We start from the raw sequence: 7,092 nt of genomic DNA, 5'->3' as shown, positions 1-7,092 counted from the left end.
CCGATATCACTATCGAGTGTACTAATGATGAGTCTTCTGCCAATACTGGTGTCGCTACAGGTTCTGATACTTGTGGTACAGTGACCATCACTGAGTCTGATGTTGAGACTGCCGCTTGTGGTAATACGAAAACTATTGTGCGTACTTGGACAGTAACTGATGAATGTGGTAACGCTGTTTCTGCAGATCAGACTATTACTGTTATCGATACGACTGATCCTATTATTAATGTTCCTGCAGATATCACTATTGAGTGTACTGATGATGAGTCCTCTGCCAATACTGGTGTCGCTACAGGTTCTGATACTTGTGGTACAGTGACCATCACTGAGTCTGACGTTGAGACTGCCGCTTGTGGTAATACGAAAACTATTGTGCGTACTTGGACAGTAACTGATGAGTGTGGAAACGCTGTTTCTGCGGATCAGACTATTACTGTTATCGATACGACTGATCCTATTATTAATGTTCCTGCCGATATCACTATTGAGTGTACTGATGATGAGTCTTCTGCCAATACTGGTGTCGCTACAGGTTCTGATACTTGTGGTACAGTAACTATCACTGAGTCTGATGTTGAGACTGCAGCTTGTGGTAATACAAAAACTATTGTGCGTACTTGGACAGTAACTGATGAATGTGGTAACGCTGTTTCTGCAGATCAGACCATTACTGTTATCGATACGACACCTCCAACAATTGATAATACAAATACAAGTGATATTGTTATTCAGTGTGGTGTAACACCTGATGGAACTTTAGAAGCTTGGCTTGCTAATAATGCTGGTGCTACAGCAAACGATACTTGTGGAAATGTAACTTGGTCTAACGATTATGGTGCTAATACCAATGTAGATTGTGCAAATGGTGCAATAACTGTAACATTTACTGCAACCGATGAGTGTGGAAATGCTGCTAGCACAACTGCCACCTACTCTATTATAGATACAGTTGATCCTGTATTAACAATTCCAGCTGATGTAACCATTGAATGTACTGAAGATGAATCTCCTGCTAATACAGGAACTGCAACTGCAACTGACGATTGTGCTTCACCTAATGTGTCATTCTCTGATAGTGAAGTTGCAAATTGTGGAATCACTAAAGTAATTACTAGAACTTGGACTGCTACTGATGCTTGTGGTAATAGCGTTTCTGCAGATCAGACCATTACTGTGGTAGACACGACTCTTCCAACATTTACGGTTCCTGATCCAATAACTATCGAATGTGATGTAGATTCAAATGATCTTACTATAACTGGAGATGTGTTTGATGAGGCAGATAACTGTTCAACAGGATTAGAAGCCGATTATAAAGATATAATCATACCTGGAAGTTGTCCTAATTCATTCGAAATTCACAGAAAATGGAGACTATTTGATGATTGTGATAATTTAGCAACTGAAGTTCAAATTATTACTGTTGTTGATACTAGAGGGCCAACATTTACGGTCCCTGCAGATATTACTATTGAATGTGACGTTGATCCAACAGATCTAACGATTACAGGTGATGTGACAGATGAAGCTGATAATTGTTCAACTGGACTTGAAGCAACCTATTCTGACAGTGTTGCCGCTGGAAGCTGTGCTAACGAATCAGTAATCACACGTACTTGGACTTTAACAGACGAGTGTGCTAATACAACAACTTTAGTTCAAACAATTACTATTGAAGATACTACAGCACCTACCTTTACGGTACCTGCAGATATCACAATTGAATGTGACGTTGATCCAACAGATCTCACAATTACAGGTGATGTAACGGATGAAGCTGATAATTGTTCTGCTGGACTTGAAGCAACGTATTCTGACAGTGTTGCTGCCGGAAGCTGTGCTAACGAATCAGTAATTACGCGTACTTGGACTTTAATAGACGAGTGTGCTAATACAACAACATTAGTTCAAACAATTACTATTGAAGATACTACGGCTCCTACCTTTACGGTTCCTGCAGATATCACAATTGAATGTGACGTTGATCCTACTGATCTAACAATCACAGGTGATGTAACGGATGAAGCTGATAATTGTTCAACTGGACTTGAAGCAACCTATTCTGACAGTATTGCTGCCGGAAGCTGTGCTAACGAATCAGTAATTACACGTACTTGGACTTTAACTGATGAATGTGCTAACACAACAACTTTAGTTCAAACAATTACTATTGAAGATACTACGGCTCCTACCTTTACGGTTCCTGCAGATATCACAATTGAATGTGACGTTGATCCAACAGATCTAACAATCACAGGTGATGTAACGGATGAAGCTGATAATTGTTCAACTGGACTTGAAGCGACCTATTCTGACAGTGTTGCTGCCGGAAGCTGTGCTAACGAATCAGTAATTACGCGTACTTGGACTTTAATAGACGAGTGTGCTAATACAACAACATTAGTTCAAACAATTACTATTGAAGATACTACGGCTCCTACCTTTACGGTTCCTGCAGATATCACAATTGAATGTGACGTTGATCCAACAGATCTCACAATTACAGGTGATGTAACGGATGAAGCTGATAATTGTTCTGCTGGACTTGAAGCAACGTATTCTGACAGTGTTGCTGCCGGAAGCTGTGCTAACGAATCAGTGATTACACGTACTTGGACTTTAACAGACGAGTGTGCTAATACAACAACTTTAGTTCAAACAATCACTATTGAAGATACTACAGCGCCTACCTTTACGGTTCCTGCAGATATCACAATTGAATGTGATGTAGATCCTACAGATCTCACAATCACAGGTGATGTGACTGATGAAGCTGATAATTGTTCAACTGGACTTGAAGCAACGTATTCTGACAGTGTTGCTGCCGGAAGCTGTGCTAACGAATCAGTGATTACACGTACTTGGACTTTAATAGACGAATGTGCTAATACAACAACTTTAGTTCAAACAATTACTATTGAAGATACTACGGCGCCAACTTTTGATGTAACACTTCCTACAGATGTAACATTAGAATGTGACGCTGTTCCTACAGCAGAAACCATAACAGCAACCGATAATTGTGGTGATGCAACTGTGACCTTAGTAGAAGATATTACTGATGGTAGTTGTGCTAATGAATACGTTCTAGTAAGAACATGGACAGCAACTGATGCTTGTGGAAATGAGACAATTCATACACAAACAATTACAGTAATTGATACAACGGCCCCAACATTCAATGAAAGCTTACCTGCTGACATGGATGCAGAGTGTGATTCAGTTCCAGAGGCAGCGATTTTAACCGCCACTGATAACTGTGGCGATGCTACTGTAGATTTTGAAGAAGTTATTACAGAAGGTGCTTGTATTGGAGATTATATTATTGAACGTACCTGGACTGCAACTGATGCTTGTGGTAATGATGAAGTTCATATTCAGATCATTACTGTTCAGGATACCACTGCTCCTACATTGGTAACACCAATCGATGATATTACGGTGGCTTGTGATGATATCCCAGATGTACCGAATTTAGTATTTGAAGATGCCTGCTCTAATAACATTAGCGTTGATTTCAATGAGGAATCTACTCAGGCCAATGACTTTGACGACTATGAAATTATAAGAACCTGGACCGTAACCGACGATTGTGGTAATGAGGCCATTTTCACTCAAAATATTACTGTTGAAATCAGTAATGTGATCACTGCATTCGATGCTAACCGTTGTGTGCTTGACGCTGAGTTCGATTTATTCGATCTGTTAGAAGGTGATTTTGATATGAATGGTACTTGGAGCGTTGTTGCTGGAAGTGCTACACTAGACGGTAGTTTCTTTGATCCTTCAACGGTTGAAGTTGGTATTTATACCTTCAAGTATGCAATTACTGAAGGACCATGTCCTACTGAAGTTGAAGTTAATGTAGCCATTGATGATGATTGTTTAGTATTAGCTTGTGGTCAGGATAATGTAGTGATTTCAAAAACAGTAACAGCTAATGGAGATAATTACAATGAGTTCTTTACAGTAACTGGTATTGAGCCTTGTGGTTTCACAATAGAATTACAAATATTCAATCGTTGGGGTGCGGAGATTTATAAGAATAACAACTACCAAAACGATTGGAATGGTGACGCCCACGGATCATCTGTAGGTGTCTCAGGAAAAGTCCCAACAGGAACGTACTACTATGTAGTTAATTTAAGAAATAGTGGATTAGCACCATTTGCAGGTCCAATCTATGTTGCAACTGATAAATAAACTTAACCGATGAAGTTATCTAAATTTTTAAGTATTGCGATCTTTATATTAGGTATTTCAACTGCCTTTGCACAGCAGTTACCTCAATTTACGCAGTACATGTTCAACACCATCTCTATTAATCCGGCTTATGCAGGAAGTAGAGAAACATTCAGCGCCGTTGGTCTACATCGTAGTCAATGGGTTGGATTAGAAGGTGGACCAGAAACACAGACCCTATCTGTACATTCCCCGTTAAGGAATGATCAAATTGGACTAGGTTTGTCATTTATCAATGATAAGTTAGGATATGAAAACTTCTCATATATCTATGGAGATTTTTCATATACCATCAGAACAGGTGCAAATTCTGAATTGGCTTTTGGTGTTAAAGCTGGATTTACTCATTATAATTTAGATGAAGAGTTACTTAACGACCCATCTGTTGTAAATGATCCATTCTTCAATGATGTATCTAATCGATGGAGTCCGAATATTGGTGCAGGGTTTTACTGGCACTCTCAAAGATGGTATGTCGGGTTATCTGCGCCGAGAATTCTGAATACAGATTATAATAATGGGCAACAAGGTCAATTAGACTATGTGGCTTTAGAACGTGTAAGTTACTATTTTACTGGAGGTTATGTTTTCGATCTTAGTGAAAACACAAAACTAAAACCATCTGTTTTATTGAAAGCTACAAACGGTGCGCCATTATCATTTGATATTTCTGCCAATTTCCTGTTTAATGAAACCTTTTGGATCGGTGGCGGTTATAGAATTAACGAATCTGCTGCTGCCATTGGTGGTATTGCCGATTTTCAAATTTCGAAACAATTGCGAATTGGTTATGCTTATGAATACCCAATTTCAGATATTAGAGCTTATACAAGTGGCACCCACGAAGTACTGCTTATGTTTGAAGTATTTAAGAGTAGACGTATAAAATCACCTCGATACTTCTAAAAAGAAACGATTATGAAAACAAGACTTTTAGCATTTTTATTTATACTAAGCTGTTCTCTATCGTACAGTCAGACCAAATTAGCTGATAAATTCTTCAAGAATTATGGCTATATAAAGGCTATTGAGCTTTATGAAAAAGCCTACGAAAATGGTGATGATAGTGCTCACGTATTGACACGACTTGGTGATGCTTATTATAATAATTCAAATTCTGAGAAAGCGGCTTATTGGTATGGCGAAGCTTTAAAAGCCTATAAAAAAATCGACGCAGAATATGTTTATAAATATATCCAATCCTTAAGAAGTATTGGAAACTATGAGGAAGCCGATAAGTGGTTTAAAGAACTGAGTGCGGCTCAGCAAGGCGACAGCCGACTTAAAGGTTATAATCCCGATGAAGTAGATATTTATGATAAATTAACCTCAAAGAATGAGGTGATTGTTAGAATTGATAATCTGGCATTTAACTCTGAAAACTCAGATTTTGGTGCATACATTTATGACGATCAGCTTTATTTTGCATCTGCTAGAAATGACAACGGTAAAGTTTATAGTTGGAATAAAGAACCATTTCTAGATCTATATCAGGTTGCACTTACAGACGATGATGGTGTTATCTCTTATGGTACGGCATCAGAACTATCTGGTGAAGCGGTGAATACAGAATATCACGAAGCCTCTGTAGCTTTAACAAACGACGGTAAAACCCTTTATTTTACGCGCGATAACGTTAACAAGCGTAACCGTTTAAAATACGATAAAAAAGGAACCACACATTTAAAACTTTATAAGGCGACTTTAGAAAACGATCAATGGACAAATATCGTAGAATTACCATTTAATGATGAAGTATTTTCTACAGGTCACCCAGCATTAAGTCCAGATAATAAGACTTTATATTTTGTTTCTGATCGTGAAGGAGGCCTTGGCCAGTCTGATATCTATTCAGTTTCTATAAATGACGATGGTTCGTATGGAACACCAGAAAATCTTGGTGAAAAAGTAAATACTGAAGGTCGTGAGATGTTTCCATTTGTGGCTAAGGATTCTACATTATACTTTTCTTCCGATGGTCATCTAAATTTAGGTTTGCTTGATATTTTCAGATCAGACATTTTAAAAGGCTTTCGTACCGACCCAGAGAATATGGGCTCACCTTATAATAGTGGCTATGATGATTTTGCATATTTTGTAAACTCAGACACTCAGAAAGGATACTTCTCCTCTAACCGACCAAATGGTAAAGGAAGTGACGATATTTACAGCTTCAACGCGCAACAATGTAAGCAAGAAATCGCTGGTACCGCGCGCGATAGTAAATCTAATGTTACGCTCATCAATGTGACCATCAGACTTATTGATGAAACCGGTAAAGTAGTTGACGAACTAAAGTCTGAAAATGGCGAATACACCTTTACTGTAGACTGTAATAAGACATATACTGTTGTGGGTAGTAAACCCGATTATAAAGATGACCAACAATCTTTGACAACGACAACAGATAACGATAAAGTGAACACTGTAGATCTTAACCTAGAACCCTTGATTATCGATAATCAGATCGTTATTAACCCAATTTTCTTTGATTTCGATAAGTGGAATATTAGAACAGATGCACAATACGAATTAGAAAATATAGTAGATGTAATGCGTAAGCATCCTACAATGGTTATTAAAATTGAATCGCATACAGACAGTCGTGGCGGAGATCGCTACAACTTGAAGCTGTCAGACAGACGGGCAAAATCGACTCGAGATTATATCATTTCGAGAGGAATTGATCCTAACAGAATTGAAAGCGCAATTGGATATGGTGAAACCCAATTACTCAACAAATGTGCTAACGGTGTAAAATGTTCAGAAGAAGACCATCAATTAAACAGACGTTCTTACTTCTACATTGTGAACGATTAATTTTACCCTCAAAATTACTTAAGTGAAA

The 7,092-nt window shown here is 38.2% G+C and carries 3 protein-coding genes; all 3 read left to right on the top strand.

The genetic code is table 11. The features are described 5' to 3' along the window. Positions 1 to 4,205: gliding motility-associated C-terminal domain-containing protein (locus tag DDY94_RS11660; protein WP_111684290.1), on the top strand; the 4,205-nt coding region annotated here is incomplete at its 5' end. A gap of 9 nt (positions 4,206 to 4,214) precedes the next feature. Further along, positions 4,215 to 5,150, top strand: coding sequence for a PorP/SprF family type IX secretion system membrane protein (locus DDY94_RS11655; RefSeq protein WP_111684289.1), 936 nt, complete (start codon positions 4,215 to 4,217; stop codon positions 5,148 to 5,150). 12 nt (positions 5,151 to 5,162) lie between these two features. Beyond that, the gene (locus DDY94_RS11650; RefSeq protein WP_111684288.1) at positions 5,163 to 7,064 is read left to right on the top strand and encodes an OmpA family protein; all 1,902 of its coding nucleotides are present in this window, start codon (positions 5,163 to 5,165) and stop codon (positions 7,062 to 7,064) included. The last annotated feature ends 28 nt before the right edge of the window (positions 7,065 to 7,092 follow it).

Source organism: Winogradskyella tangerina, assembly GCF_003260205.1.
Taxonomy (GTDB): domain Bacteria; phylum Bacteroidota; class Bacteroidia; order Flavobacteriales; family Flavobacteriaceae; genus Winogradskyella; species Winogradskyella tangerina.
Note: the sequence above shows the minus strand (reverse complement) of the source record. Positions and strands in the feature narration are given on the sequence as shown.

Coding starts and splice junctions, on each gene's coding strand:
- DDY94_RS11655 (WP_111684289.1), top strand. CDS start 4,215: ATGAAGTTATCTAAATTTTTAAGTATTGCGATCTTTATATTAGGTATT.
- DDY94_RS11650 (WP_111684288.1), top strand. CDS start 5,163: ATGAAAACAAGACTTTTAGCATTTTTATTTATACTAAGCTGTTCTCTA.